This is a genomic window from Streptomyces sp. CA-142005 (assembly GCF_050942335.1).
GTDB lineage: Bacteria > Actinomycetota > Actinomycetes > Streptomycetales > Streptomycetaceae > Streptomyces.
The window spans coordinates 3,566,946-3,592,865 of the sequence record NZ_CP192078.1 but is presented as its reverse complement, the minus strand read 5'-3'; the positions used below and the strand labels follow the sequence as shown (position 1 = coordinate 3,592,865).

The following is a 25,920-nucleotide window of genomic DNA, read 5'->3' as shown; positions in this document are numbered from 1 at the left end:
GAGGACGGGGGCCGCGATTGCCGTCGCAAGCACCGATTGGGAAGAATGCCGGGACGATGACGTCACGCCCTGTCGAACCGGACCGCGTCGGCCCCGCCGAGGCCGCCCACTCTGCGGGGTCCTCCACGGAGACCCCGTACGCCCCCTTCGCCCACCTCACCGCACCCAACGCCACCCTCTACCGCCAGGTGATGCGCGTGTTCCTGACGGCCAAGGAGCGGTTCGCGGTGCATCTGCGGCCCGAGGACGTGCACGCCGCGCTGCCGCCGGAGCACCGCCCCGCCGGCCCCGACGCCGTCGTCAAGGCGCTGGACAGCCTCGTCGGATGGGGCAATCTGCGGGCGGATCCGGACACCTCCCGGGTCACCGCGGTCGAGGACTTCTACCGCAGACGCTTCATCTATCAGCTCACCCAGGGCGGCGAAGCCGCCGAGCAGGCGCTGTCCGCGTACGACGAGGCGCTCGGGCGGCGCGGAGCACTCCAGGCGGTGGCGCTGCACGACATCGTCACGCACCTGCGGGCGCTGCTCGTGCTCGCCGCGGAGGAGGAGCCGGACGCGGCCAAGGCACACCTCGCGCTGTCCGCGCTGACGGGTCGGTTCGAGGCGCTGGCGGCGAACGCGCGGGCGTTCATGGGGTCGCTGCAGCGCACCATCGACCTGCACGGCGTCGAGGTGGAGGTGTTCCTCGCCTACAAGGACCGGCTGATCCAGTACCTGGAGCGGTTCATCCAGGACCTGATCACGCTCGGCGGGCGGATCGCCCTGCTCATCGCGGAACTGGAGGACCGGGACAGGGTGGGCCTGCTGCTGCGGCTGGCGGCCGCGCGGGAGGCGGCCGATGCCGCTCCGGACGAGGCGGACACCGCCGAGGCGCAGGCGTACGAGCGGTGGGCGGGGCGCTGGGCCGGACTCGCCGCCTGGTTCGTGTCGGCGGACGGCCGCGAGTCCCAGGCCCGCCTGCTGCGCAGCCGCGCACTTGGTGCGATCCCGCAACTCCTGGCGGTCGTACGGCAGCTGAACGAGCGGCGGGCCGGGCGCTCGGACCGGTCGGCGGACTTCCGCGCTCTGGCGCGCTGGTTCGCCGAAGCCCCGGACGACGACGCGCGGCACCGGCTGTGGCGCGCCGCCTTCGGCCTTTACTCCGCCCGTCATTTCACCGTCGACGCCGATACCCTCGCCGACCGCGCGGCGCGTCCGGTACCCCCGGCCACCCCCTGGGCCGAGGCCGAACCGCTGCGGATCAGCCCGCAGTTGCGCCGTACCGGTAGCTACGAGCGGCGCGGCAAGCCCCGCAGAGTGCAGGACCGCTCCGAGCAGCGGCGGCAGCTGGCCGAGCTCGCCGCGAAACAGGCGGAGGAGATCGCTGCCGCCCGCGCCCGGCTGGCCACGGACGGCACCACCCGGCTGTCCGCGCTCGGCGAGCTGGACCCGGTGGCCTTCGCCCTGTTCCTCCGGCTGCTCGGCGACGCCCTGGCCACCTGGCGGCCCGGCACGACCACGACCGCGGCGACCAGCAACGACGGCACGATGGAGATCCGCCTCACCGCTCTCGACGACGGGACGAAGGCCGAGATCCGCACGCCGGGCGGGGTGTTCCGGGGCCCCGACCACACCGTTGAGATCACCGACCTCACACAGGGCATCCCTGCTTGGGAGGTGCGATGACCACTTCCCTGGGCGAGGTGCTGGACAACCGGCGCACCGCCGAGTTCCACAAGGCCGCCCGCGCCCTGTTGAAGGAGCCGCTGCTGCTCGCCCGCGGCCCGAGCGCCGACGCCTACCGCCTGGTCCGCCGGTACGCCGCCGAGCTGCGCGACTGGTTCGACCGCAACACCGGCTGGTCGCTGCGGGTGGACGCGGAGTCCGCGCGGTTGCGCAGGACGCCCGGGACCCTGGCCGACGCGACCCACCCGGCGCGCGAGGCGTCCCGCGCCGGAGTGCCGTTCACCCGCCGCCGCTATGTCCTGCTGTGCCTGGCGCTGGCCGCACTGGAACGCGGGGAGGCCCAGATCGCGCTCGGCCGCCTCGCCGAACAGGTGGTGCTGGACGCCGCCGACCCGCATCTGGCCGCCGCCGGCGTGGAGTTCACCCTGGAACGGCGCGACGAGCGCCTGGACCTCGCCGCTGTCGTACGGCTGCTGCTGCGGTACGGGGTGCTGCGCCGGGTGGCCGGGGACGAGGATGCCTACGTTAGCGGGGCGGGCGACGTGCTCTACGACGTGGAGCGCCGCGTCCTGGCCGGGCTGCTGGCCGCCCGCCACGGCCCGTCGCTGATCGACGCGGTCGGATTCGAGGAGCGGCTGGGAGCACTCACCGCGGAGAGCGCCCTGGACAGCGACGAGCTGCGGTTCCGCGCGATCCGCCAGAAGCTCACCCGCCGACTCCTCGACGACCCGGTGCTGTACTACGACGAGCTGACCGACGACGAGCTGGTCTACCTCACCCGCCAGCGCGCCTTCCTCACCGCACGCGTCAGCGAACTGACCGGCCTGTTGCCCGAGGTGCGGGCCGAGGGTATCGCCATGGTCGACCCCCACGACGACCTCACCGACGTACGCATGCCCGAACAGGGCACCCACGGGCACGTCACCCTGCTGCTCGCCGAGCACCTCGCCGCCGCGGACGGCGAGGTGAGCCGGACCGAACTGGAACTGCACGTGCGCGAACTGGCGGCCGTCCACGGCGCGTTCTGGTCCAAGAGCGCCAAGCAGCCGGGCGCGGAGGGCGAGCTGGTCGAGCAGGCGCTGGCCAGACTGAGCGCGCTCGGCCTGGTCAAGCGCACGCCCGCCGGCGCGACCCCGCTGCCCGCGCTCGCCCGGTACGCGGTTGGCGAGACCGTCGTCGTCGAATCCTCGAGCCGCCCCCAACGAAAGGCACCACGACCGTGACGGCCCTGCCCCAGCCCACGCCCGGCCGGTGGCGGCCGCTGCGCCTCGGCCTGGTCGACCTCTTCTACTACGACACCGAGGAGTTCTGGTTCCGCGACGGCCGCCTCCTGCTGCGCGGCAACAACGGCACCGGCAAGTCCAAGGTGCTCGCTCTCACGCTCCCGTTCCTGCTGGACGGCGACCTGTCGCCGCGCCGGGTGGAGCCCGACGCCGACCCGGGCAAGCGCATGGAGTGGAACCTGCTGCTCGGTGGGGAGCACCCCCACCCCGAGCGGCTCGGATACACCTGGATCGAGTTCGGCCGCGTCGACACCGACACCGGACAGACCCACTTCCGTACCCTCGCCTGCGGGCTGAAGGCCGTCGCGGGCCGCGGCATCGCCCGCCACTGGTACGCCGTCACCCACCAGCGGATCGGCCAGGACCTCAGCCTCCTCGACGCGACCGGCACCGCACTGTCGCGTGACCGGCTCGCGGAGGCTCTCGCCGGGCACGGCATGGTGTACGACACTGCAACGGCGTACCGACGGGCCGTCGACGAGGCGCTGTTCGGCCTCGGCGAGCGACGCTACGCCGCCCTGGTCGATCTGCTCATCCAGCTGCGCCAGCCGCAGCTGTCGAAACGGCCCAACGAGGCCGCCCTGTCCCGTGCCCTGACCGAGGCGCTGCCCCCGATGGACCAGGCAGTGATCGCCGACGTGGCGGAGGCGTTCCGCTCCCTGGACGAGGAGAAGGACGAGCTGCGCGCGGCGAGCGAGGCCGAGCGGGCCGCCTCCGCCTTCCTGGACCACTACCGGCGCTACGCCCGGGTCGCAGCACGCCGCCGGGCCCGGCTGCCCCGAAGCGAGCACGCCCGCTACGAGCAGCTGCACCGCGACCTGGCCCAGGCCCGGACCGAGCGGGAGCAGGCCGAGGCGGACCGGGAGGCGGCGGCCGGGCGGATCGCGGAACTGGAGGAGACGGCCACGCGGCTGAAGGCACAGCAGGCCGCGCTGCGCGAGGGCCCCGAGATGCGCAGTGCCCGGGAGCTGGAGCAGGCGGCGGCCGAGGCGCGCCGCAGTGCTGAGGATCTGAAGCGCGCCGAGGCCGACCGCCAGGACGCAGCCCAGGCGCACACCCGGGCCCTGGGCCGGCTCGGCACGGCCGAGCGACGCCTCGCGGCCGCCGAGGACCGCATCCGGGACCTGGCCGCGCGCGCCCGGGACACGGCCGCGGCGGCTCGCATCGACGAAGCGCCGCGCACCGACGGGGCGCCGGAGGCCGAACTGCGGCGGGCCGCCGAGGAGGCGGTGGCCCGCAGACGGCGCACCATCGAGCATGTGGAGGAACTGGCGGACCGCACCGACCGGGCCGCCGCCGAGCGGCGCTCCGCCGCTCGCCGCCTGGACGAGGCCGAGACCGAGGCGGGACACACCGCACGGCGGCAGGCCGAGGCGGAAGAAGCCGCCGAGGCGGCGGGCACGGACCTCGTCGCCCGCGTCCGCGCTCACCTGGACGCCTGCGAGGAACTCGCCGTCCCCGATGCCGCCGGGCTGCTCGACGCGACCCAGGACTGGGTGACCCACTGCCAGGGCCCGTACCCGGCACGGGAGGCAGCCGGTCAGGCCCATCGCGCACGCGCGGCACACCTCGCCGATCAGGCCGCCGTCCTCGGACAGGAACTGGCCGGCCTGAAGGCCCGGCGCGCCGAGGCCGAGCGGGAACTGGCCGAGCTGGAGGCGGGCGGCCAGCGCGGGCCGGCGGCTCCGCACACCCGTACCCCTGGCCTGCGTGAGCAGGTCCCGGGCGCGCCCCTGTGGCGGCTGGTCGAGTTCCGGGACCATGTCACCGCCGGTGAACGGGCGGGTCTGGAGGCCGCGCTGGAGGCGTCCGGGCTTCTGGACGCCTGGGTGTGCCCGGACGGTACCGCCCTGCGTGCGGACGGGCACGACATCCTGCTGTCCCCGCTGTCACCCGCGGGCCCGCTGCCAGGCAGCACGCTCGCCGACGTACTCCGCCCGGCCGTGGACCACGGCGATCCCCGGGCCGCGGCGGTCGGGGAGCAGACCGTCGCCCGTCTCCTGACCGGTGTGGGGCTCGGCTCGGGATGGGGGTCCCCCCGCTCGAGCGAAGTCGAGAGTGGGGGAGACACCTGGGTGAGCGCGGACGGTCGTTTTCGCGTCGGCGCGCTGACCGGCAGCTGGTCGAAGCAGGTCGCCGTGTACGTCGGTGAGGGCGCCCGCGAGGAGGCCCGCCGGGCCCGTATCACCGCCCTGCACGGCGAACTCGCCGCATACACCGAGGACCTGGCACGCCTCGACGCGGAACGCGCCACGGTCGCACGGCGACGCGGCACCCTGGACGCCGAACTGACCGGCCTGCCGGACGACGCAGGCCTGCGCCACGCGCACGCCCTCGCCGCCGCGGCCTCCGACACCGCCCACCGGGCTCGGGTCCGCCGTGACGAACGCGCCGCCGAACACGCCGAGGCATCCCGGCAGGAGGCCGAGGCCACCACCGAACTCGCCGACACCGCCGCCGCGGTGAACCTGCCCAGGGGCCGGGCGGACCTCGCCGCCGTCCGCCAGGCCCTGAGCGACCACACCGTCGTCCTCGCCGGGCTGTGGCCCGCGCTCGGCGAGCGCGCCGACGCGGCACGGGCCCTTGCCGACGAGCACGCCGAAGCCCAGCGGGCCGGGGAAAAGGTGGCGGAACTGGCCCGGCGCGCCGAGGAGGCGGCCCGCATCGCCACCGCCGCCGACGAGCGTCACGCCACCCTGCGCTCCACCGTCGGCGCCGCCGTGGCCGAGCTGGAGCGGCGCCTCGCCGACACCGCCGACGCGCTCACGGCGTGCGACCGCGAGCAGCGCCGGGCCCGCGAGGACATGACGGCCGCGGACCGGCGCGCCCACCTGGCACTCGGACACATCGAACGCCTGGAGGTGGACGTCCGCGAGGCCACCGCGGCCCGTGCCGTGGCCATCGCCGCACTCCAGCGGTTCGCGGCCACCGGGCTGCTCGCCGTCGCCCTGCCCGAGACGGCCGTACCGCCCTTGGACACCGGATCCTGGGCGGCCACCCCGGCCATCGCGCTCGCCCGCGCGATCGAGAGCGACCTGTCCGCCACCGACGACTCCGACGGCGCCTGGCAGCGCGTGCAGAAGCGGCTCAGCGAGGAGTACAAGAAGCTCCAGGACGCGCTATCCCGCGGCGGTCACAGCGCCTCGGCCCGGATGACCGAGGATGGCATGGTCGTCGAGATCGTCTACCAGGGCCGTACTCGGGCCGTCCCCGACCTCACCGAGGCCCTCGCCGTGGAAGTCGCCGAGCTGACCCGCATCCTGTCCGCGCACGAGCGGGAGATCCTCGAAACCCACCTGCTGACCGAGGTCGCCGGCACCCTGCAGGAGCTGATCGGCGCCGCCGAGCGCCAGGTGCAGGCCATGAACGAAGAACTGAAGGAGCGGCCCACCTCCACCGGCATGCGACTGCGGCTCGTCTGGCGCCCCTCGCGCAAGGCGCCAACGGGTCTGACGCAGGCTCGCGAGCGGCTGCGCCAGTCCGCCGACGCCTGGACGGCCGAGGACCGGGCCGCGGTCGGCGAGTTCCTCCAGGCCGAGATCGCCCGCCGGCAGGCCGACGACACCGCGGGCAGCTGGCTGGAGGTGCTCACCGCGGCCCTCGACTACCGCGCCTGGCACGAGTTCGGCATCGAACGCCACCAGCACGGCAAGTGGGTTCCCGCCACCGGGCCCGCCTCCGGCGGCGAGCGCGTCCTGGCCGTGAGCGTGCCGCTGTTCGCCGCGGCCTCCTCCCACTACGCCACGGCCGCCCCCGACGCCCCCCGGCTGGTCACCCTGGACGAGGCCTTCGCCGGCGTCGACGACGACTCCCGCGCCAAGTGCCTTGGCCTGCTCCACGCTTTCGACCTGGACGTGGTGATGACGTCCGAACGTGAATGGGCCTGCTACCCGCAGGTCCCCGGCATCGCCATCGCCCAGCTCTCCCGTGTCGACGAGATCCCGGCGGTCCTGGTGACCCGCTGGGAGTGGGACGGCACCGCACGGGGCAGGGGCAGTGAACCGGGTCGCCCGACGGGAGGCATTCCCGAGCAGACCGGTCCACGGGCGATTCCGGAGGTGGCCGGAAGCGAGGACGCCGCGTGGGCATGAGCGAGAGGGGCACGAACGAGCGGCAGGACATCAGGGAGTGTACGAGCACCCCCCGGCAGCCCGCCGCACCCGTCGACCGCGACCGGCTGACCCGGTTGCTCGGCGGGGCCGACCTCGCCTGGCTGATCGACCGCGTACGCCACCGTATGGCGCGGGACGAACACCTCACCGGCTCGGTCACGCTGACCGCCCCCACCTCCGCTCAGCGGGCCGCCGTCGAACGGCTGCTGGGCCGCGCGCCCGGCGCAGGACGTGGGCTGAGCGTTCGCCTCGAGGCCGTGGACGCCGTCCTGCGCCGCTCCGGCGTCAGCCCTGACGGGCTGGGCGCCGCCATCACCGCCCTCACGGGACCCGTCACTCGGCTGGCCGACGTACGCGAGCGGGAGGAGCGCGCCTGGCGGGAGGCGTACACGCCGCTCGATGAACTCGTCCGCACTGACAGGCCCCAACTGGACGGCTGGGCGGAGAGGGTCGTCTCGGACGGCCTCGTACGCCGGCTCGCCCGCACCCCACAGGTGGCGAAGAACCTGCTGGACAACGCTGCCCAGGCCCTGCGTCGGCTGCCCGTCGATCCCGCCGTGTCCCTGCCCGTCTTCTCAGGCGCCACCTTCGGCGACGCTCACGCCCTCGACGACGGCACCCCGCTCGCCACCCTCGTCCTGTCCGGCATCCGCGCGCTGACCGGCTTCCCGGACGGCAGCGGAGCCGAGTGGCGCCGCGAGGCATGGGCGTCGGCCGGGCTCCTCAGGGACGCCCTGTCCGCCACAGTCCTGACCCTGGGCCTCCGCGGCTCCCCCGCCCTTGACTGGTCGGCCGACGAAAGCGAACCCGCGGTCCTGACGCTGCGGCAACTCATCCGGCACCCGCCACGCACGGCACCCGCCGTTGTCCGCGTCTGCGAGAACCCGGCCGTCCTGGCCACCGCAGCCGACGCCCTGGGCACTGCCTGCCCGCCCCTGGTCTGCCTCCAGGGTCAGCCCTCGGCCGCCGCCCTCACCCTGCTGCGCCACCTGCACACCCAAGGAAGCACGTTGCGCTACCACGGTGACTTCGACTGGGGCGGCCTGCGCATCGCCTCAGCCTTGCTGCGCCGCATCCCCTGGCACCCCTGGCGTTACACGGCCGCCGACTATCGCAGCGCGGTCGCCGCCGCCTCACTGGCCCCGCGCCTGACCGGCACGCCGACCACCGCCGCGTGGGACCCGGACCTGCCCGCGGCCCTCACCGAACTCGGCGTGCGCATCGAGGAGGAGACAGTGCTCGACGACCTGCTGGCCGACCTCGGCCACTGAGCGAGGGCGCGCCAGTGGACACGCAGGGGACGGAAGGACCCGGAAGAATCAGGAAAGCCGACGCAGAGCCAGAGCAGCCAAAGGTCTCTGACCTGCGGCTACAAGGAGATCGAGGCAATACCGGGGACTGATCGGAAGATCATGAAAGGACTCATGATCCGTCGGGCCGTGGGTTCGAGTCCCACCGGTGGGATGGGCACCGTGTATCGCACGGACGCGCGGCGGGGCGAGCCGTGGCGGTGAAGGTCGCCAGGGCCGAGCCGGCCGCCGACCCGGTCTTCCGCGAGCGGTTCCGCAGCGAGGCCGAGGCGGCCCGCGCGGTCGGCGGCTTCCACACGGCGCCGGTCGTGGACGCGGACCTCGACGGCCACCCCCTGTGGCCGGCCACGGCCTACATCCCCGGACCGGCCCTCGCGGCCCGGTCGGCCGCCGAGGGCGCGATGGACGAGCCGCGGCTACGGGCGCCGGCCGCCGCGCTCGCCGAGGCGCTGGAGGCCATCCACTGCTGCGGTCTGGTGCACCGCGACCTCAAGCCCGGCCACATCATCATGGCCGCCGACGGACCGCGCGTCCTCGACTTCGGCATCGCCCGGGCCGTCGAGTCCACCCGGCTCACCGCCACCGGCACCGCCTTCGGCACGCCCGGCTTCCTCGGGCCCGAACAGGCCCTGGGCCACGATGTGACCGGCGCCGCCGACATGTTCGCCCTCGGCGCGGTGCTGGTCGCGGCGGCGGGCGGCAGCGCCTGGGGCGAGGGCACGGCGATGGGGCTGATGTACCGGTCCGTGCACGAACCGCCGGACCTGGCCGCCGTACCCGCCCCGCTCGCCGGCCTGGCCGCGCGCTGCCCGGCGAAGGACCCGGTGGCCGGGCCGACCGCCATCGCGGCGTGGACGCCGTACAGCCCGACCCTGACCGCACCCGCGCAGCAGGCCGTCCCGGGGTTCGGCCCGTCGGTCCCGTACGTCGTGCCGGAGGTCGAACTCGCCGACGGGGAGTCCCGTGTCGTCGTCAACGCCACCGGGAGTCGTCCTCGAAGTGGCGGGCGCCGCCGCGGACTTCGAATGGGCGGAGATCGCGCACGCCGGGCGCGCCAGCGAGGCCACCATCTCACGGTGGTCGTACGGCTGTGGGGCGGTGGTGTGTACGACTGCGAGCTGAACGCCCGGCGGTCGGCCCGGCCGGCCTGTTCGCCGACAGCGGTATCCGAACAGGTGCTTGACCCGTACATGCTTGAACGGCCCCTGTCCTGGGCACGCACCTCCTACCGGCGTCGACAGCCGGGCCGCTTCGGCAGAGGGAGGGCGTCATGGACCGTCGCATCCGGGTACGCGTCATCCGGCGCCCCGCCGCCCCGCGCGACCGGGAGATCGACCGCAGGACGCCGTCGGGACGCATCCTGCCGTACTGACACAGCTCACCCCCCAAGTGGGCCTTCGGCGGCCTGTGTTGGACACGCTTCCGCTCGCCGCGGTGGCCGCCGTGGTGTCCTGCTTCGCCTCTTTCGGCGGCACGTACCAACTCGCGGTACGGCTGTGTGATGCCTCCTTCTCGGGCCGGTGGTGCCTTCCGCCATGTCCGCCGCCGTCCTCACCGGGGCGCTGCCCGGCCTGCGCGACGGGCGGTTTCCGCCGCTGCCGCCGATCGTGACCGCGCAAGGGGCACCGGCCGAGTACGCGGCAGCCAGCCAAGGTGCGCTCAACGGCATCCGCCGGACCGGGGCTCTCGGGGCTGCGGTCCTCGGCACGCGAAGGACGACCGACCGCGGCCCTCCCCCGCGGAGCGCTAGGCGGCCAGTGGGTTCAGGACCAGGGGTTCGATCCGGCCCTCCAGCATCGCGCCGAGGCCCTGGGCCGCGCAGATGTCGGGGCGGTCGGCGATGTGCACCGGCATCCCGGTGGCCTCGCGCACCATCTGGTCGAAGCCGGGCAGCAGCGCGGAGCCGCCGACCATCGTGATCCCGCTGTCGGCGAGGTCGGCGACCAGGTCGGGCGGGCACTCGCGCAGCACCTTGCCGATGCCGTCGAGGACGGCGGTCAGCGGGGTATGGATCGCGTCCCGCACGGTGGCGGTGTCGACGTGCACGCTGCGGGCGAGCCCGGTGGCCACGTCCCGGCCGTGGATCTCCGTGGTCTCCGGGCCCTGGGCGGTCAGCCCGTTGCCGGACAGGGCCAGTTGCAGCGGCCGTACCGACTGGCTGGGCAGCATCAGCTCGTGCTCGTGCCGCAGGAGCTGCACGATGGCGTGGTCGACGGCCTCACCGCCCACCGGGATCCGCTCGGCCGTGACGATGGACCCGAGCGAGAGGACGGCCACCTGGGTGGCGGCGGCCCCGCACACCATGATCATCGAGGCTTCGGGGCGCTCCACCGGCAGCCCGCACCCCACCGCGGCGGCGATCAGCGTGTCCACCAGCTCGACCCTTCTGGCGCCCAGCCCGACCAGCGTCTCGATGGTCGCCCGCTGGGCCAGCGGATCGGCGTCGTGCGGGGTGCAGGCCGCCGCCCGCAGCCGGAGGTTGCGACGCAGTTGCCGGCGCGTCTTGTCGCCGAGCAGTTGCCGCAGCATGCGCTGGGCCATCTCGATGTCGACCACCGTGCCGCCGGAGATGGGCCGGACGACCCGGATGTACCCCGGCGTCCGCCCCGTCATCTTCTCCGCGAACTCGCCCACGGCTATGAGCGCCCCGGTACGGGTGTTCACGGCGGCGACCGAGGGCTGGTCGACGACGAGTCCGGCGCCCTTCACGTACACGCGGGTGCGGGCGGCACCCAGGTCGACGGCGAAGTGGCAGCGGCGCAACTGCTCCAGACTGACGGTCACGGCGGATCCTCCCGAGTGCGCGGGCCTTGGGCGCCCGCCCGGTCGGCGGGTGTCTTCCTCTCCCTGCATCCTGCGCGCGGGCCGGTGGCGTACGCCTTCTGGAGGGGGCCGGGCGGGGTGCGGCCGAACGGGGGGTTCCCGACGGTAACCCCGTGTGTCGCCTGGTCGGGCGCGGTCCGCGTGATGCGCGGCCCGCGGCGGACAGCTCCGAACGGATCCAGCCGCGGGTCGCGACCTCGCCGAGGCCCGGGCGCAGCGCGGCGATCTCCCGGGTAGTTCGTTCTGCTCGCGGACCTGCTCCAGGTTGACCCGGTCGCGGCCGTCCTGCCGGTTCTGCCCGAGGACGATCAGCGGGGCCGCGTAGGAGGCCCGTGCGATCGGGCAGTCGTCGGGCCGGACAGGGGCGATCTGTCCGGTGTCAGCGGGACAAACTGGGCCGGGGTCAGCGGCACGTCCCGGGACAGTCCGAAGACGGCCGGGTCACCGGGATCGGTGGCGCCTCCCACCCGCCCGGCCGGCGACTGCAGTGCGCGCCTCCGCGGCCGGCTTCGCGGGGAGACCCGGTTCGACGGGGTTCGGGCGCAGGGCGCCGTCGCGCAAGACGTGCGGGGCGGGGTGGGCCGCCGCGCGCACGCCGTCCCACGCGCCCTCGACGGTGCGCGTGGCCTGGGCGGCCGGTCCGTCACCGCGGGCGACGGGACGGGTGCCGCCCACCGGATCCGCGGTCTCCGCCACGACCACGGCACCGTCCTCCGTCGCGGACTCCACCGGCCTGCTCATGGCGAGGTCCCGGTCCCGGGCTCGGTCTCATCTGCCAACTCCATTGCCACGGAAGGAGACTGAGGCCTTCCACGCCTCCCGCCGTGCCGGGTGGCGGCGTTGGCGGGAAGCCGTCACGGCACCTTCCCGCCAGCACCGGTCAACACCCATGCACCACAGGGCACATGACACTCGTCCCAGCACGCGACCCGCTCGAACCACACGAGAAGAGGCGTGGATGACCACAGGACCAGTCAGACGCTCGGCGGCCCTGGTGGCGGTGGGGCTGTTGGGCGCCCTGCTGCCGTACGGCCCGGCAGCCGCCGCCCCGAGGACGCCCCTCGCCACGGCGGCCCCGGGCACCCCCGTTCCCCGCTCCGCGGCTCCCGTCACCGTCACCCTCGTCACCGGCGACAAGGTGACCGTCACCGACCTCGGGCACGGGAAGAGGACGGTCACCGTGCAGCGGCCCAAGGGGGCCACCGGAGTCGTGCGGACGCAGCGGAGCGACGGGGAGATCAGCGTCGTACCGGACGAGGCGCTGCCGTATCTGCGGGCCGGGACGCTGGACCGGCGGCTGTTCGACGTGAGCGGGCTGATCCGGCAGGGGCTGACCGACGCCAAGGCCGCCGCGACGCCGCTCATCGTGACCTACGGCAAGGGCGTGCGGGCCGCCACCCCTTCCGGGACCGAGCGGAAGCGGAACCTGCCCAGTCTGCGCGGGGCCGCCGTCGAGGCCGGCAAGGGGCGCGCCTTCTGGCGGTCGTTCACCCACCGCGACGGCGTCGACAAGGTGTGGCTGGACGGCCGGGTGAAGGCCGACATGGCCGAGAGCAACGCCCAGATCGGCACCCAGGCGGCCTGGGACGCGGGGCTCACCGGCAAGGGCGTCACGGTCGCCGTCCTCGACACCGGCGTCGACCTGACCCACCCGGACCTCAAGGACCGGGTCAGCGCCACCAAGAGCTTCATCGACGGCCAGGAGGTCGCCGACCGCAACGGGCACGGCACGCATGTCACCTCCACCGTCGGTGGCAGTGGTGCCGCCTCCGACGGCGCGGAGAAGGGGGTCGCGCCCGACGCCGCCCTCGCCGTCGGCAAGGTGCTCAGCGACCAGGGCTCGGGCAGCGAGTCGCAGATCATCGCCGGGATGGAGTGGGCGGCACGGGACGTGCACGCCCGGATCGTCTCCATGAGCCTGGGATCGACGGAGGCCAGCGACGGCACCGACCCCATGGCTCAGGCGGTGAACACCCTCTCCGAGGAGACCGGCGCGCTCTTCGTCGTCGCCGCGGGCAACACCGGCGCCCCGTCGTCCATCGGCTCGCCCGGCGCCGCCGACGCCGCCCTCACCGTCGGCGCGGTCGACTCCGCCGACCAGGCGGCCTACTTCACCAGCGCCGGACCCCGCTACGGCGACAACGCCCTCAAGCCCGACCTATCGGCGCCCGGCGTGGACATCATCGCCGCCCGCTCCCAACTCATCGACGGCAGCGGCTACTACACCTCGCTGAGCGGTACGTCCATGGCGACCCCGCACGTCGCCGGTGTCGCCGCCCTGCTCGCCCAGGAGCACCCCGACTGGACCGGCACGCAGCTGAAGGACGCGCTGATGTCCAGCTCGAAGCGACTGGACGCCCCGGCCTACCTGTCGGGCGCGGGCCGGGTGAGCGTGCCGGACGCCGTCAACGCCCGCATCACCGCCACCGGCAGCGCGGACCTCGGCTTCTACAGCTGGCCGTACGACCGGAACAAGCCCGTCACCCGGACCGTCACCTACACCAACTCCTCCGATCAGGATGCCGAGTTGATGCTGTCCGTGACCGGCGCCCCGGACGGGGTCGCCACCCTCGCCGACTCCTCCCTCACCGTCCCGGCCCACGGCACCGCCTCCACCACGGTGACCGGCGACGGCTCCAAGGCGCCGGTCGGCGAGACCAGCGGGCAGATCGTGGCCACGAGCCCCTCCGGCGATGTCGTCGCGCACACCGCGTTCGGGCTGGTCAAGGAGGAGGAGCGGTACACGCTCACCGTCCACGTCAAGGACCGCTCCGGCGCGCCCACCGCCGCCGACCTCACCGTGCAGCGGCTCGCGGCGGGCGAGGACGCCCAACCCGCCCACGTCGGCGACTCCGGCACGCTCCGGCTGCGCCTGAAGCCCGGCACCTACTCCCTCGCCACCTTCCTCGACGTGCACGGCAGCCACGGCGCCGACTCCCTCGGCCTCGGCTTCCTCGCGGCACCCGAGATCACCCTCGACCACGACCAGGACGTCACCCTCGACGGCCGGACGTTGCGCGAGCTCAAGGCCCATGTCGACCGGCGCACCGAGACCCACCAGCTCCTCATGGAGTACGACCGGCAGGCGAACGGCGCCGACCTCTTCGGCGCGGTCCAGGTGCCCCTCACCTACGACAGCGTCTTCGCCGCACCCACGGCCGAGGTCACCCAGGGCGGCTTCGAGTACCGCACCGTGTGGCGGCTGGCCAAGCCGCAGCTGGAGGTCGAGGGCGTCGGCGAGGCGACCGTCCAGGCCGGCGGCACGCTGACCGAGGGCCGGACCAGGCTGCCCCTGGTGGACGTCGGCGACGGACCCCTCACCGGTGTCTCCGGCAAGGCGGTCCTCGCACACCTCGCCGACGGCACGAACCCGGCCGCGCTCGCCCAGGCCGCGCAGGACGCCGGCGCCAGGGCGCTGTTCGTGACGGACGACGCCCCCGGCCGGCTGATGGCCTGGTGGGGCACCGACGACAACGCCGACCGGCCGCTGCAGATCGCCACGGTGAACACGGCGGACGCGGCCCGGCTGCGCGCCCTGCGCACGGTCGACATGACCGGCACCGCCGACTCGCCGTACGTGTACGACCTGTCCGAGGGGCACCGGGGTGCGATCCCGGACCGGGACCTCACCTACCGGCCGACGGACCGCCGACTGTCCGGCCTCCACGTCAGGTTCCACTCGGCCCGGCCGGTGAGCGGGGGCGAGTTCCGCTACTCGCTCACCGACACCTTCCCGATCGGCCTGGGCTTCCAGGAGCGGATCCACCTGCCCGCCGAGCGCACCGACTACGTCTCGACCGGCCCCGGCCAGTTGTGGCACGAGTCCGTGGCGATCGGCGACGGAACGCTGGAGGAGCGCAGCGGACTGGTGCGGTACGAGGGCGGTTCGCATCAGGTGCTGAACTGGTTCCGGCCGGTGTGGCACCCGTGGCTCGGCACCGGGCTCGGCTGGGGGCAGCAACGCGCCGGGAACGAGATCCAGTTGAACACCCCCGGCTGGGGCGACTCCGGGCCCGACCACACCGGGTTCGGCGACGTGTGGAGCCCGGACAGCGGCATGAGCCAGACCACCGCCGTCTACCTCGACGGCACGCTCGTCGACCAGGGCAACGGCTCCGCCGCGTACGTCTGGGACGCCCCCGCCGACGAGCACACCTACAAGGTGGTCACTGACACCACGCTCGACGCGGGGCGCTGGCCACTGGCTTCGCGGGGGCACTCCGAGTGGACGTTCCGCTCGGCTGCCACCGCGGAGGACCACTGGACCTGTCTGCCGCTGATCAACCTCGCGTACGACATCGGGACCGACCTCGCCGGGACCGTGCGGGGCGGGCAGCGGGTTCCGGTCGGGCTCGGCGCGGAGTACGTGGCGCAGGCCGCGGGGACGGGCAGGCTGAGCGGGGGCCGGCTGGAGGTGTCGTACGACGACGGCAGGACGTGGCGGGCCGTTCCGCTGACGGGTGCGGGCGCCTCCTGGCACGGCACGCTGACCGTGCCGCGCGGCGCGGCCTCCGTTTCGCTGCGGGCCTCCGCCCACGACGACAAGGACGGGTCCGTGACGCAGGAGCTCATCCGGGCGGTGGGGGTGAAGTGACCTACGGCCGGGGGTGGCGCACGATCCCTTCGATCACCCCCAGCTCCACCAGATCCTGCGGCCGGATCCGCAGCTGCTCGGCGGTCGCCTCCACGTCCTCCTCCCGCCGTTTGAGTATGGCGGCCGCGAGCTCGGGGGCGATCACCGAGAAGTAACTGTCCGGCGTGGCCCAGGTGTTGCCCGGCGCGGACAGTGCCAGGGCCCCGCCGGAGCCGCCCTCGCCGATGACGAGGGTGGTGATCGGGACCCGGGCGGCGGCCACCGCCCCGAAGACCTCCGCGATCGCCGCGCCGGCGCCCTGCCGCTCCGCCTCGGCGTCATTGGCCGCGCCCGGGGTGTCCACCAGCGTCAGCACCGGGATGTCGAGCCGGTCCGCGAGCCGGATCAGCCGGGCGGCGGTGCGGTACCCGGCGGGCCGGGTCGCGGTTCCGGTCTGCGCGGCGTACGCGACGGTACGGCCGTTCCGCTCACCGAACCCGCACAGCATGCCGTCGGTGTCCGTACCGCCGCACCGGTCGCCGCTGATGTCGCGGCGGTGGGTGAAGTAGGCGTCCAGGTAGGCGGTTGCGCGTGGGCGTTCGGGGGAGCGTGCCCGCCGGACGGCCTCCCAGCCGGTGTCGGGCAGGTCAGGGGCGCCGAGGGCCGGTGGCGCGGGGGCTTCCTGGGCGGGGGTGGTGAGCAGCCGGAGCCACTGCCCGAGGGTCTCCCGCAGTTCCCCGGGCCGTACGACCGCGTCCGCCGAGCCCACTGCCACCTGCCCCTCGGCGGTGTAGGCGGCCGGGTCGGCGTCCGCGGGCCGGACCCGGGACCCGGCGAAGCCCACCTGGGCGCCCGGCAGGGCCAGGACGACGTCCGCGCCCGCGCCGAGCGTGGCCCAGCCGCCGCCGGTCGTCGGGTCCCGCACCACCGCGATCTGCGGCAGGCCGGCCTCCCGGGTGAGCGCCGACTGCCGGGCCACCCGCTGGAGCTGGCTCAGTGCGAGCATGCCCTCCTGCATCCGGCTGCCCCCGGTCGCGATCAACGGCACGACCGGCAGCCGGTGGGCGCGGGCGTGGGTGTACGCCGCCTCCAGCCGGTCTCCGGTGCGCTCTCCCAGCGAGCCGCCCAGGAAGCCGAACTCGAAGGCGATCAGCAGGGCCGGGGTGCCCGCGACGCGCGCGGTGCCGCAGACGACCGACTCCTCCTCGCCGGTGCGTTCGGCGGCACGGGCGCGCGAGGCGTCGTATCCGCGCCAGCCGAGGGGGCCGTCCGGCTTCGGTCGCCCTGCCGGGTAAGGGAGTTCGCCGAAGCTTCCCGGGTCCGCGACCAGGGCCAGGACCTCGCGGGCCGAGCGGCGCTCAGACATCGGCCAGCGCCCGCTTCATGATCTTGCCCATGTCGTTGCGGGGGAGCGCGTCCAGGTAGCGGACCACGCGGGGCCGCTTGTGCGGCGCGAGGCGACGGGCCACGTGGTCCGCCAACTCCTCGGCGGCGGGCGGCGTCCGCGGGTCGGCCGGGACGATCCAGGCGACGATCCGCTCACCCAGGTCCGCGTCCGGCTCCCCGGTGACGGCCGCCTCCCGCACTCCCGGGTGCTCCAGCAGCGCGTTCTCGATCTCACCGGCCCCGATCTTGTACCCGCCGCTCTTGATCAGATCCGTGGCCTTGCGTCCGACGATCCGCACATAGCCGTCGGGCTCGCGCACCGCCATGTCACCGGTGCGGAAGAACCCGTCGGCGGTGAACGCGGCCGCCGTGGCGTCGGGCCGGTTCAGGTACTCGGTGAACAGGTTCGGCCCGCGCACCTGGATCTCGCCGACGCTCTCCCCGTCGTACGCGGTGATCGGCGTCCCGTCCTCCTCCACGAGCCGCAGCTCGACACCGGGCAGCGGCACGCCCACGGTGCCCGCGCGCGGCTCGCCGTCGGCCCGCACGCTGGTGTTCATGAGCGTCTCCGTCATGCCGTACCGCTCGATCACCCGCCGCCCGGTCGCCGCCGCGATCCGCTCGTGGTCGTGGACGGGCAGCGCGGCCGAGCCGGAGACCAGCAGCCGGGCCCGGGTGAGCGCCTCGGCCAGCTCGGGGTCCCCGGGCAGGGCCTCGGCGATGCGGTGGTACATCGTCGGCACCCCGAACAGCATGGTCGCGCCGGCGTTCAGCTCCCGCGCCACGCCCTCGGTGGAGAACCGCCCCAGGTGCCGGACGCCGCCGCCGCGCCGCAGCGGACCGAGGACGCCCAGGACGAGCCCGTGCACATGGAACAGCGGCAGCCCCTGCACCAGCACGTCGTCCGCCGTCCACTGCCAGGCGTCGGCGAGCGCGTCCAGGGTGGTGGCGAGGGCCCGGCGGGGCAGGACGGCACCCTTGGGCGGGCCGGTGGTGCCGGAGGTGTAGACGATCAGCGCCGGGTCCTCGTCGGTGGCCGACTCCTCCGGTACGGCACTGGGTGCGGCGGACGCGTCGACGTCGATCCGCTCCAACCCGCCCAGCGCATCCGGAAGTTGGGCGCCCGGTGCGGCCAGCACCAGCTTCGGCGCGCTGTCGGAGACGATGTGCGCGAGTTCCTTCCCGCCCGACTTCGGGTTCAGCGGCACCGCGGCCGCCCCGGCGAGCAGTACGCCCGTCACGGCGACGGCGGTCTCCAGCTCCGGCGTGGCCCACACGGCCACCCGCCCGGCACCGCCCAGCCGGGCGGCGAGCGCGCCGGCGGCCCCGGCCAGCTCGCCGTACGTCAGCGACCGTTCGCCGAACCGCAGGGCGACCTTCCCCCAGACTTCGTCCGGGGGGACCCCCATCTCGCTGCGCTGGCCCGGGCCTTCCGTCAGAGCGGGGAAGAGGGAGGACACGCGGCGCACTCCTAACTGTCGGTCGACCGTCGCCACCCTTCCTACACCAGGAGTCTGCTCCCGACGACCGTGCTCAGATCGGCCGCGAGCCGCAGCTCGGTCGCGCGCAGCGCGGGATGCTCCAGCCAGTGCAGCCGGGCCCGGTCCACCTCGCCGTCGTGCAGCGGCGGCCAGCCGGTCGCCGGGGTGAAGTCGTCCACGACGACCGTGCCGCCGGGCACGAGCAGCGCCTCGACGTCCGCGGGCTCGTCCCCGGGTGCCTTGCCCTGCCCGCCCCCGTCGAGGACGAGCAGGTCGAAGGGCCCGTACTCCTCGATCCGCCGCCAGTCGCCGGCGGACACGGTGACCTCGGCCCGTCCCGCGAACACCCGCGCGGCGGCCCGCGCCCGGTCCGGATCCCGCTCCACGCTGTACAGCCGCACCCCCGGCGCCGCCCCCGAGGCCAGCCAGGCCAGCCCCACCCCGAGCCCGGTCCCGGTCTCCCCGATCCGGACCCGGGCCCCGCCCGCCAGGGCCTGCAGCAGACGGCCCTGTTCGGGGCGGCAGGAGTGCGGGAAGCGGTGGGCGCGGGCGGCGGCGAGGGCGTCCGAGACGAGAGCCGGGAGTCCGCCGACTCCGGTGTACGCGTCGGTACCGGTCAATGCCATGGCACCGCATCCTGCCCTGTCTTAGGCGGCCGCCTCCACGATGTCGGCCACGACGCAGCTGACGTTGTCGGGGCCACCCGCCTCGTTCGCCGCCGTGATGAGCGCCTGCACGGCCTCGCCCGGTACGGCGGACGTGCGCAGCGCCTCCCGTATCCGGGCATCCGGCACCACCTCGGTGAGCCCGTCGGAGCACAGCAGATACCGGTCGCCCTCCCGGACCTCCTGCAACCGCACGTCCGGCACGGGATCCATCCCGCCGGCCAGTGCCTTGAGCAGCAGCAGCGACCGCGCCTCGACCCGGTGATCCCGGGTCATCCGGATCAACTCCCCGTCCCGCAGCAGATACGCCCGCGAGTCCCCGATGTGGGCCAGCGCGAGCCGCGCCCCCGTCCACAGCAGTGCCGTCAGCGTGGTGCCGACCTCCCGGGTGCCCTCGGCCACGTCGCACACGGCCTCACCCGCGGAGCGCACGGCGTCCTCCAGCACGCCCAGCACACCGTCCGCGGGCAGTTCCTCGGCCTCGTCCAGGAACCGCAGGGCCTCTACCGCGGCACTGCTCGCGGGCGCCCCCGCCGGGCCGAAGCCGTCGGCCACGACGAGCAGCCTGCGGCCCGCGTACACGGCGTCCTGGTTGGCCGGGCGGACGAGCCCGCGGTCGGAGTGGGTGGAATAGCGAAGTTCCAGCATGGTGGTGTGGTCCCTTCTCGACTCGTCGGTCAGCTGGTCCACGAGGAACGCGGCGAGGTCCCGCCGCACGGCCGTCTCCGCCTCGACCCGCGCCCAGTACGCCCGGATCGCCCGCGCGGCATCACCCGGCTCCAGGGCGCACACGGCGCGGATCTCGGCGAGCGGCATGCCCAGCCGCCGTAGCCAGGCCACGAGCCGGGCCTGCCGCAGCTGTTCGACGGCGTAGTACCGGTAGCCGGTGTCCGGGGCGACCCGGGCGGGCCGCAGCAACTCCAGCTCGTCGTACAACCGCAACGCCTTCGGCGAGAGCCGGCAGGCCTTCGCGAAGGCGCCTATCGTCAGCAGCTCCATGACCACCTCGCGCTCCTCGTCGTCCGCCACCGATGCTGGGGCTTCACCGAAGGTGAAGGTCAACCGCCGTGTTCCGGTTCCCCCGGCGGTTGTTAGCCTCGCTGCCGACCGAACCGTCGTACGACAGGGAGTCCGCCGTGCCCCGCATCGCCCTCGCCACCTACGACCCCGGCGCCGCACCCGGCAAGGACACCGATCTGCCGGAGCTGGTGCGGGCGCTCAGGGACGCGGGGGCCGAGGCGGAGGCGCGGTACTGGGACGACCCGGACGCCGACTGGGGCGGCTACGACCTCGTCGTCATCCGGTCCACCTGGGACTACAGCTGGCGGGCCGCGGAGTTCGGGGCCTGGGTGGACCGGGTCGGCGTGCTGACCCGGCTCGCCAATCCGGCGCCCGTGGTGCGCTGGAACACCGACAAGCGCTACCTCGGCGAGCTGGCGGCGGTCGGCGTGCCCACCGTCCCCACGCGCTACATAGCACCGGGCGAGCCGGCCGACCTGCCCGACGACCACGAGTACGTGATCAAGCCGACCTCGGGCGCCGGCGCCCGGTTCGCCGCCCGCTACACGCCCGACCGGCACGAGACGGCGGTGCGGCAGCTCGCCCGGATGCACGCCGAGGGCTTCACCGCGATGGTCCAGCCGTATGTGCGCCGCATCGACGTCAGCGGGGAGCGGGCGCTGCAGTTCTTCGGCGGCCGGCTGCTGCACGCCAGCCGCAAGGGCGCGGTCCTCGCGCCCGGAACGCCGTACGACGCGGAGAAGGTGGCCCACCCGGGCCTGGAGCGGTGGCGGCCGACGGATGCGGAGGTGGCGGTCGCCGAGAAGGCGCTGGGTTCGGTGCCCGGTGGTTCCGAGTTGCTGTATGCGCGGGTGGACCTGGTGGACGGGGAGGACGGTGAGCCCCGGCTGATGGAGCTGGAGCTGGTGGAGCCGAATCTGTTCCTGTGGCTGCATCCGGGGTCGCTGGAGCGGGTCGTGGAGGCGATCGTGGAGACGGCCGAACAGGCGCCTCCTGCGGCTTCGGGCGCTTAGCGCACCGTCTTTCGGCATGCCTCCGCGTACGTCCGTACCAGCGGTCGGCTCCCGTCCTGCCTCCGCCACGCCAGCACATAGCGGCTCGGGCCGATGCCCCGGACCGGGCGGGTGGTGACGCCGCCCCGGGTGAGCAGGGGCGCGTTGCCCTCGGCGAGCAGGCAGAGGCCCAGGCCCGCGACCAGCGCCTCGTACGTCTCCTCCGCGCCGGAGACCTCCGCGCCGATCCGGGGCGGTCGGCCGGCGCGGGCGTCCAGGGCGAGCCAGTGGTCCCGCAGCCGGCCCGCGCTCTCGGGCAGGGCCAGGAACGGCTCGTCCAGCAGGTCGGCGAAGTCGATCTCGGGACGGGCGGCGAGCGGGTGGGACTCGGGCAGGGCGAGCAGCCGGGGTTCCTCGGCGACCACCGTCCAGGCGTAGCGCTCCTCGTCGGGCAGCGGCAGCCAGACGAAGGCGACGTCCGCCGTGCCGTCGGCCAGGCCCGCCGTCGGATCGTCCCAGCTCATCTGGCGCAGCCGGACCGTCGTCTCCGGGTGTGCGGCGGTGAAGCGGGAGCGGATGGCCGGCAGCAGTCCGCCCCGGCCCGGACTGGTGCTCATGCCCACGGTCAGCGTGCTGCTCTGGGCCGCCTTGGCCGCCTCCACGGCCGCCGCGCCCGCCTCCCACGCGGCCAGCACCGCGCGCGCGTGCGGCAGCAGCGCCTCGCCCGCGCTCGTCAGCGCCACCCCGTGCCGGTCGCGCCGGAACAAGTCCGCCCCCAGCTGCCGCTCCAGCGCCCGGATCTGCTTGCTCAGCGCGGGCTGGGAGACGTACAGCCGCTCGGCGGCGCGCGTGAAGTGCAGTTCCTCGGCGACCGCGACGAAGTAGCGCAGATCGCGGGCGTGGACGTCCATGGTCATAGCCGTTGGTTATCACCGTGGGTCTTGGACGGGCAACGGCGTGCGGCCGCAGTGTTGTTCGTGTCGAACCCGACGGACCCACGGAGAGTTGTGATGAACAAGGTATGGCTGGTGACCGGGGCGAGCAGCGGTTTCGGGCGGGCGATCACCGAGGCGGCCGTCGCCGCCGGTGACGTGGTAGTCGGCGCGGCCCGGCGCCCCGAGGCCCTGGGCGACCTGGTGGCCGCCCATCCCGACCAGGTGGAGGCGCTGCGGCTGGACGTCACCGACGTGGCCGCCGTCGAGGAGGCGGTCCGGGACGTCGTGGCCCGGCACGGGCGGATCGACGTGCTGGTCAACAACGCGGGCCGCACCCACGTGGGCGCGGTCGAGGAGACCACCGACGGTGAGCTGCGCGACCTGTTCGACCTGCACTTCTTCGGTCCGGCGGCGCTCGTCCGGGCGGTGCTGCCGCACCTGCGGGAGCGGCGCTCGGGCGCGATCGTGCAGATGAGCAGCATGGGCGGCCAGATGTCCTTCGCGGGCTTCGGGGCGTACAGCGCGACGAAGTTCGCCCTGGAGGGCCTGTCCGAGGCGCTCGCCGACGAGGTGCGGGAGTACGGCGTCAAGGTGCTGATCGTCGAGCCGGGCGCGTTCCGGACCTCGCTGTTCGAGGCCGGCCGGGCCGGGGCCAGCTCCGACAGCGGGGCGTACGCCAAGGTCGGCGAGACCCGCGGCTTCGTCGCCGGCGGCCACGGCGGCCAGCCCGGCGACCCGGCCAAGGCGGCGGCCCTGATCCTGGCCGCGCTGGACGCGGAGGACACCCCGCTGCGGCTGCCGCTCGGCGACGACGGGGTGAGCGCCGTCCTCGGCCACCTCGACCAGGTCCGCGAGGAGGTCACCGCCTGGGAGAAGCGCACCCGGGCCACCGCTTTCGACGCCTGAGCTACGTCAGTACGGCCGTCCGCTGGAGCAGCCCCCAGGTGAACTCGGCGACCAGCTCGTGTCGTACGCCGTCCGGGCCGGGCGCGGTGAAGGCGAGCCCCCACCGGGTCGGCGCGGTGCCCTCCAGCGGGCGGGCCGGGGCGAAGGCGCGGGCGGCCTCGTCCACCGTGCAGGACCAGGGGAGAAGGTCCTCCAGGGTCTCCAGCCTGGGTGCCGGGGCGCCCGGAGCCCGCACCAGCCACTCGTTCCACACCGCCCCGCCCGGCCCGACCAGCACCTCGAAGCGCAGGTCGGGCCAGAGCGGCAGGGCCCAGCGCCGGGCCTCGCAGTCGACGTCCCCGAGCCGGCGGCGGAGGACGGATTCCGGCTCGCCCAGAACCGAGCGGTAGCGGGCGGCGGCGGATCGGGCCCTCGGTGAGCGGACCATCGCCTGCCAGCGCTTGTTGGTCTCCCGCATCTCGGCGAGGGACACCCCGAGCCGGTGCCGGGCGTCCTCGACCAGGTCCGGGTTGTGGTCGGCCATGCGGCGCAGCAGCACCAGCTGGAAGTCGAGATCCATGGCACCCATGGTGCCCGGCGCACCCGGGTGTCCTCCCCGACCCATTGCCCGCGCAACCCCGCATGACTAGCCTGTGTTCGTCATGCCGATCGCCTGTTGATATCTCGAACGTCTCGTCGAGATGCCGGAATGGGCGCTTAGACCCAAGGGAGGGGGCCGGACGTGGGACGCCTCGTGCCTGCCGTGACCCGGGCTCTCGACATTCTTGAGCTGTTCCTCGACGGGGACGGGACGCTCTCCGCCCCCGACATCGTGCGCAAGCTCCAGCTGCCGCGCACCACCGTGCACGAACTGGTCACCACGCTCGCCGCACGGTCGTACATCGTGCAAGTGCCGGGACAGCCGGGACGCTACCGGCTCGGCGTACGCCCGTACCAGCTCGGCAGCCGCTACGCCGAGCAGCTCGACCTCGCCGCCGAGGGCCAGCAGGTGGCCCGCTCGGTCGCCGAGACCTGCGACGAGACGGTGCACGTGGCGATCCTCGAGGGCACCGACGTCATCTACATCGCCAAGGTCGACTCCACGCACGCCGTCCGCATGGTCTCGGCCGCCGGGCGCCGGCTGCCCGCCCACTGCACCTCGGTCGGCAAGATGCTGCTGGCCTCGCTGCCGGAGCAGGAGCTCACGGCCCGGATCGCGGACGACGCCGAGCTGACCGCGATGACCCCGAACAGCATCACCGACCCCGCCGCGCTGCGCGAGGCCCTGGCGGAGGTCCGGCAGCGGGGCATCGCGGTGGAGAGCCGCGAGTCCAACCCGGACGTGAGCTGTGTGGCCGCTCCGGTGCGCGACCGCACGGGCCAGGTGGTCGCGGCCCTGTCGATCTCGGTCCCCATGATCCGCTGGAGCGACGAGCGCCGGGCCGAGCTGGAGCAGCTGGCGGCGAAGGGCGCGGCGGAGCTGTCGGAGCGGCTGGGCCACCGGAGCGCGGCGTGAGCGCCGGCTACGAGGTCGCCGTACGGGCGGAGGCGGAGCTGGGCGAGGGCCCGACCTGGGACCCGGCGACGGGCCGGCTGATATGGCTGGACATCCTGGGCATGCGCGTCCACACCTACGACCCGGCCACGGGCCGGCGCACGGTGCGCACGACGGAGCAGCACGTGGGCGCGGTCAAGCCCCGCGCGGGCGGCGGCCTGGTCCTCAACCTCCGGGACGGCGTGGGCCTGCTGGACCCCGACGACACGTTCCGCTGGCTGCACCACGAGCCGGTCGCGGGCCGTCGCGCGAACGACGCGGCGGTGGCGCCCGACGGCTCGCTGTGGGCGGGCACCATGCGGTACGACGAGGCGCCGGGCGGCGGCACGCTGACCCGGCTGACCGGCGACAGCACGGCTCAGACGGTCCTGTCCGACGTCACGGTCAGCAACGGCACGGGCTGGAGCCCGGACGGGCACCTCATGTACTACGTCGACACCCCCACCCGCCGGGTGGACGTCTTCGACCACGACGGCGAGCGCGTCCACGGCCGCCGCCCGTTCGTGGAGATCGAGGAGGGCGCGGGCTTCCCGGACGGCCTGACGGTCGACGCGGAGGGCTGTGTGTGGGTGGCGCTGTGGGACGGGGGCGCGGTACGGCGTTACACGCCTGACGGCGCCCTGGACCGGGTGATCCAGCTGCCTGCCCCGCGCACGACGGCCTGCGCCTTCGGCGGCGCCGACCTGACCGACCTGTACATCACGACAGCCCGCGTCGGCCTGTCGGCCCCGCATCCGCTGTCGGGTTCGCTGCTGGTGGTTCCGGGGGCGGGCAAGGGCCTGCCCCAACCGGCGTTCCAGGGCTGATCCGGTGGATGAGGAACTCGTGTCGCAACTGGACGACGCGGCCGAGCGATTCGTCGTCCCCCTGCGCCTGAACGACGGCTTCGACCAGCTCGCGCTGGACGAGCTGTGCAGGCAGATCGACCGGTTCGGGCATCGGTGGCGGACATCCGAGGCCATCCCGAAATCGGCCGCCCTCATCCTCTCGGAGCTGTACCCGGCGATCAGCGCCTGCGCCGACCTCTACTCGGGGACGAGCGCCGGAGAATGATCGAGGCTGCGGTGCGGGTCGGAGAAAGGGTCAGCTACGCCTTGGACCCCAGGGGCGAGCCCGGGACGTGAGGCCTCGCGCATTACCGGCATTGATACGACGAGCCCCGGACCACCCGTCCGGGGCTCGCCCGCATCCGCTGTCGGGCTCGCTGCTGGTGGTTCCGGGGGCGGGCAAGGA

19 protein-coding genes are annotated in these 25,920 nt (G+C 74.2%); 11 read left to right on the top strand and 8 right to left on the bottom strand.

The window, feature by feature from the left end; genetic code table 11:
• Window positions 1-56 precede the first annotated feature (56 nt).
• From ACQPXS_RS16990 to ACQPXS_RS16970, 5 genes are all read left to right on the top strand, one after another.
• Complete coding sequence (locus tag ACQPXS_RS16990; protein WP_433450135.1) at window positions 57-1,667, top strand: TIGR02677 family protein; 1,611 nt, start codon at window positions 57-59, stop codon at window positions 1,665-1,667.
• Window positions 1,664-2,890 carry a TIGR02678 family protein gene (locus tag ACQPXS_RS16985; protein ID WP_433450134.1) on the top strand — a complete coding sequence of 409 codons (1,227 nt, stop codon included), beginning with the start codon at window positions 1,664-1,666 and terminating at the stop codon, window positions 2,888-2,890. The genes ACQPXS_RS16990 and ACQPXS_RS16985 overlap by 4 nt, the downstream gene beginning before the upstream one ends.
• On the top strand, window positions 2,887-7,041 hold the full coding sequence (locus tag ACQPXS_RS16980) for a TIGR02680 family protein (RefSeq protein ID WP_433450133.1): 4,155 nt from the start codon (window positions 2,887-2,889) through the stop codon (window positions 7,039-7,041). The genes ACQPXS_RS16985 and ACQPXS_RS16980 overlap by 4 nt, the downstream gene beginning before the upstream one ends.
• A complete protein-coding gene (locus tag ACQPXS_RS16975; RefSeq protein WP_433450132.1) occupies window positions 7,038-8,333 on the top strand; it encodes a TIGR02679 family protein in 1,296 nt (431 codons plus the stop codon). The genes ACQPXS_RS16980 and ACQPXS_RS16975 overlap by 4 nt, the downstream gene beginning before the upstream one ends.
• Before the next feature lie 233 nt (window positions 8,334-8,566).
• Window positions 8,567-9,874: a protein kinase domain-containing protein gene (locus ACQPXS_RS16970; protein WP_433450131.1), complete on the top strand. Its 1,308-nt coding sequence runs from the start codon at window positions 8,567-8,569 to the stop codon at window positions 9,872-9,874.
• Between the two features lie 244 nt (window positions 9,875-10,118).
• Here ACQPXS_RS16970 and ACQPXS_RS16965 read toward each other — a convergent pair whose 3' ends face one another.
• Window positions 10,119-11,156: a rod shape-determining protein gene (locus tag ACQPXS_RS16965; protein ID WP_351798032.1), complete on the bottom strand. Its 1,038-nt coding sequence runs from the start codon at window positions 11,154-11,156 to the stop codon at window positions 10,119-10,121.
• 480 nt (window positions 11,157-11,636) lie between these two features.
• Window positions 11,637-11,936 carry a CU044_2847 family protein gene (locus tag ACQPXS_RS16960; RefSeq protein ID WP_433450129.1) on the bottom strand — a complete coding sequence of 100 codons (300 nt, stop codon included), beginning with the start codon at window positions 11,934-11,936 and terminating at the stop codon, window positions 11,637-11,639.
• 217 nt (window positions 11,937-12,153) lie between these two features.
• Here ACQPXS_RS16960 and ACQPXS_RS16955 point away from each other — a divergent pair, with 217 nt between their 5' ends.
• Window positions 12,154-15,789: a S8 family serine peptidase gene (locus tag ACQPXS_RS16955; protein WP_433450127.1), complete on the top strand. Its 3,636-nt coding sequence runs from the start codon at window positions 12,154-12,156 to the stop codon at window positions 15,787-15,789.
• Window position 15,790: 1 nt separating this feature from the next.
• Here ACQPXS_RS16955 and ACQPXS_RS16950 read toward each other — a convergent pair whose 3' ends face one another.
• Genes ACQPXS_RS16950 through ACQPXS_RS16935 form a run of 4 tightly spaced genes read right to left on the bottom strand, consistent with a single transcriptional unit; the run spans window position 15,791 to window position 20,299 of the window.
• Window positions 15,791-17,134, bottom strand: coding sequence for a carboxyl transferase domain-containing protein (locus ACQPXS_RS16950; RefSeq protein ID WP_433450125.1), 1,344 nt, complete (start codon window positions 17,132-17,134; stop codon window positions 15,791-15,793).
• Window positions 17,127-18,614, bottom strand: a complete 1,488-nt coding sequence (locus ACQPXS_RS16945) for an acyl-CoA synthetase (RefSeq protein WP_433450123.1) — start codon at window positions 18,612-18,614, stop codon at window positions 17,127-17,129. Before ACQPXS_RS16945 ends, ACQPXS_RS16950 begins: the two co-directional genes overlap by 8 nt.
• A gap of 41 nt (window positions 18,615-18,655) precedes the next feature.
• Entirely contained in the window at window positions 18,656-19,261 is a 606-nt protein-coding gene (locus ACQPXS_RS16940) for an O-methyltransferase (RefSeq protein ID WP_433450121.1), read from the bottom strand.
• Between the two features lie 21 nt (window positions 19,262-19,282).
• Window positions 19,283-20,299, bottom strand: a complete 1,017-nt coding sequence (locus ACQPXS_RS16935) for a MerR family transcriptional regulator (protein WP_433455838.1) — start codon at window positions 20,297-20,299, stop codon at window positions 19,283-19,285.
• Between the two features lie 137 nt (window positions 20,300-20,436).
• On the opposite strand from ACQPXS_RS16935, the gene ACQPXS_RS16930 reads away from it, so the two are divergent.
• Window positions 20,437-21,333: an ATP-grasp domain-containing protein gene (locus ACQPXS_RS16930; protein ID WP_433450119.1), complete on the top strand. Its 897-nt coding sequence runs from the start codon at window positions 20,437-20,439 to the stop codon at window positions 21,331-21,333.
• Here the strand turns inward: ACQPXS_RS16930 and ACQPXS_RS16925 are convergent.
• Complete coding sequence (locus ACQPXS_RS16925) at window positions 21,330-22,229, bottom strand: LysR family transcriptional regulator (protein WP_433450118.1); 900 nt, start codon at window positions 22,227-22,229, stop codon at window positions 21,330-21,332. The two genes, ACQPXS_RS16930 and ACQPXS_RS16925, sit on opposite strands and share 4 nt — an antisense overlap.
• A 93-nt stretch (window positions 22,230-22,322) precedes the next feature.
• Here ACQPXS_RS16925 and ACQPXS_RS16920 point away from each other — a divergent pair, with 93 nt between their 5' ends.
• Window positions 22,323-23,153, top strand: a complete 831-nt coding sequence (locus tag ACQPXS_RS16920) for an oxidoreductase (RefSeq protein ID WP_433450116.1) — start codon at window positions 22,323-22,325, stop codon at window positions 23,151-23,153.
• Between the two features lies 1 nt (window position 23,154).
• Here ACQPXS_RS16920 and ACQPXS_RS16915 read toward each other — a convergent pair whose 3' ends face one another.
• On the bottom strand, window positions 23,155-23,712 hold the full coding sequence (locus ACQPXS_RS16915) for a hypothetical protein (protein ID WP_433450115.1): 558 nt from the start codon (window positions 23,710-23,712) through the stop codon (window positions 23,155-23,157).
• Window positions 23,713-23,874: 162 nt separating this feature from the next.
• Here ACQPXS_RS16915 and ACQPXS_RS16910 point away from each other — a divergent pair, with 162 nt between their 5' ends.
• Genes ACQPXS_RS16910 through ACQPXS_RS16900 form a run of 3 tightly spaced genes read left to right on the top strand, consistent with a single transcriptional unit; the run spans window position 23,875 to window position 25,740 of the window.
• Entirely contained in the window at window positions 23,875-24,648 is a 774-nt protein-coding gene (locus ACQPXS_RS16910) for an IclR family transcriptional regulator (RefSeq protein WP_433450113.1), read from the top strand.
• A complete protein-coding gene (locus ACQPXS_RS16905) occupies window positions 24,645-25,493 on the top strand; it encodes an SMP-30/gluconolactonase/LRE family protein (protein ID WP_433450111.1) in 849 nt (282 codons plus the stop codon). Before ACQPXS_RS16910 ends, ACQPXS_RS16905 begins: the two co-directional genes overlap by 4 nt.
• A gap of 19 nt (window positions 25,494-25,512) precedes the next feature.
• Window positions 25,513-25,740 carry a hypothetical protein gene (locus ACQPXS_RS16900; protein WP_433450109.1) on the top strand — a complete coding sequence of 76 codons (228 nt, stop codon included), beginning with the start codon at window positions 25,513-25,515 and terminating at the stop codon, window positions 25,738-25,740.
• Window positions 25,741-25,920 lie beyond the last annotated feature (180 nt).

Bases quoted from the DNA above. Each gene is read 5' to 3' on its own strand.
- ACQPXS_RS16990 (WP_433450135.1), top strand. From the start codon at position 57: ATGACGTCACGCCCTGTCGAACCGGACCGCGTCGGCCCCGCCGAGGCC.
- ACQPXS_RS16985 (WP_433450134.1), top strand. From the start codon at position 1,664: ATGACCACTTCCCTGGGCGAGGTGCTGGACAACCGGCGCACCGCCGAG.
- ACQPXS_RS16975 (WP_433450132.1), top strand. From the start codon at position 7,038: ATGAGCGAGAGGGGCACGAACGAGCGGCAGGACATCAGGGAGTGTACG.
- ACQPXS_RS16960 (WP_433450129.1), bottom strand. From the start codon at position 11,936: ATGAGCAGGCCGGTGGAGTCCGCGACGGAGGACGGTGCCGTGGTCGTG.
- ACQPXS_RS16955 (WP_433450127.1), top strand. From the start codon at position 12,154: ATGACCACAGGACCAGTCAGACGCTCGGCGGCCCTGGTGGCGGTGGGG.
- ACQPXS_RS16950 (WP_433450125.1), bottom strand. From the start codon at position 17,134: ATGTCTGAGCGCCGCTCGGCCCGCGAGGTCCTGGCCCTGGTCGCGGAC.
- ACQPXS_RS16940 (WP_433450121.1), bottom strand. From the start codon at position 19,261: ATGGCATTGACCGGTACCGACGCGTACACCGGAGTCGGCGGACTCCCG.
- ACQPXS_RS16935 (WP_433455838.1), bottom strand. From the start codon at position 20,299: ATGGAGCTGCTGACGATAGGCGCCTTCGCGAAGGCCTGCCGGCTCTCG.
- ACQPXS_RS16925 (WP_433450118.1), bottom strand. From the start codon at position 22,229: ATGACCATGGACGTCCACGCCCGCGATCTGCGCTACTTCGTCGCGGTC.
- ACQPXS_RS16920 (WP_433450116.1), top strand. From the start codon at position 22,323: ATGAACAAGGTATGGCTGGTGACCGGGGCGAGCAGCGGTTTCGGGCGG.
- ACQPXS_RS16915 (WP_433450115.1), bottom strand. From the start codon at position 23,712: ATGGATCTCGACTTCCAGCTGGTGCTGCTGCGCCGCATGGCCGACCAC.